This is a genomic window from Methanosarcina baikalica (assembly GCF_031461075.1).
Taxonomy (GTDB): domain Archaea; phylum Halobacteriota; class Methanosarcinia; order Methanosarcinales; family Methanosarcinaceae; genus Methanosarcina; species Methanosarcina baikalica.
Genome location: NZ_JAVKPK010000145.1, coordinates 1 through 1502, shown reverse-complemented (window position 1 = coordinate 1502; position 1502 = coordinate 1). Strand labels below are relative to the sequence as shown.

At 32.4% G+C, this 1502-nt stretch carries 1 protein-coding gene; it reads left to right on the top strand.

Features of this window, described 5'->3' with window-relative positions; translation table 11 throughout:
- Positions 1-104 precede the first annotated feature (104 nt).
- Positions 105-1295, top strand: coding sequence for an ISH3 family transposase (locus tag RG963_RS16435; RefSeq protein ID WP_310577352.1), 1191 nt, complete (start codon positions 105-107; stop codon positions 1293-1295).
- The last annotated feature ends 207 nt before the right edge of the window (positions 1296-1502 follow it).

Sequence of the window (1502 nt, the reverse complement as noted above, 5' to 3'; positions counted from 1 at the left end):
CAGTAGTTCCGAATAACCCAAGTTCCGAATGCTAAATTTAACAGTCATCAAATATTTATGATTTGCCGAAAAAAAGATCTAATGAACCATGGAATTCGTTTGTGATGCTAACCAAAAACGACTCCATAGCCATAGATACAGCCAGCTTGCTTGCTGTATCCTCTGAATTGTTTCGCAAATATGATATAATAACTTTGCCAGAATCTGCAAATTATGAATGTCAGGACACTCTAAACGTGTTGTTACATGCCTCAACATCTTCTACAAACTCTCTTGAATCTGCAAGTAATGATCTCAAAAGCAAAAATCCTGACTCAAGAATCCCCTCAGCAGATACTATTTTCAATTACATCAAAGACAATAATATTGAAGATGCTCTTTCTGCTTTCAGAAAAATGAATTTTGAGATTTTCAAGATGATGAAACTTGAAAACACTGTTCATGACATAGCTATTGATTTTCATGACGTTCCATTTTATGGAGACAAAAATACTCCCGGAATTAGGGGAATAAAACCAAAGAATGGCAGTTCATGGGGTAAATCATTCTGTACCCTGGATATAATTGGAACTTCTCATTTGACACTTGACGTAATCGACATTAATGGTTTGAACAAGAATTATTCCCTTTTCATCGAATCTTTATTCGAAAGACTTAAGATAATAGGTGTAAAAACAGGGACAACATACCTTGACAAAGAATTTTTTAACAGAGCAGTGATTTCAAAATTAGATGAACTTAAAGTCAATTTTGTTATAGCAGCTAAATCAAATCAGGTTATCAATAGAGAACTTAAAAATCATCAAAAAGAGTGGGGAAATACTCCAACTATTTTTGAATATCAATTTAAGCAAGGAGGACCTTCCTTCAGTATTGTGGCAATATACGATGATAAAAAGGAAAGGTACATCCTGTTTGCTACAAACAAAGAGGCAGAATCAACTGAAAAATTTGAAAAGATAATTCCTGAAGAATACAGAAAAAGATGGAACATAGAAACTGGCTATAGAGTGAAAAACGACTTCAAGATACGAACATGTACAAAATCTCCAGTAGCAAGAGTATTGTTCTTTGTTATTCAGTGCATCATGTACAATGTTCTAAATATGCTAAAGTCAGTTATCGAAATTACAGCTTATGAGCTAAAATCATTAATAAATGAAGACATAAATAAAGCTGTTAGATATAGGCTAAAGTCGCTGAATTTAATTCCGGTTAAGGTGTTACTGGAATGTTTGAGATGGTTTAATGAAGAAAGAAATCGAGTGCTACGCACTCGATTAACTATAATATAAGTTACACTAAATAAAAAATTACAAACTTAAGAGCTTATGCTATGAAATTACTCAATAAGATCTTACTTTTTATAAGATGTAAGTCGAAGTTATAGCTTAAGAATTTTAAGCTCTGATCAGTAATTTAGTATATTTTGAAAATTAGTGGGCATAAAGTAAAATCAATATGTTTTTGTCATTCGGAAGTAAGTCTGATCGGAACTACTG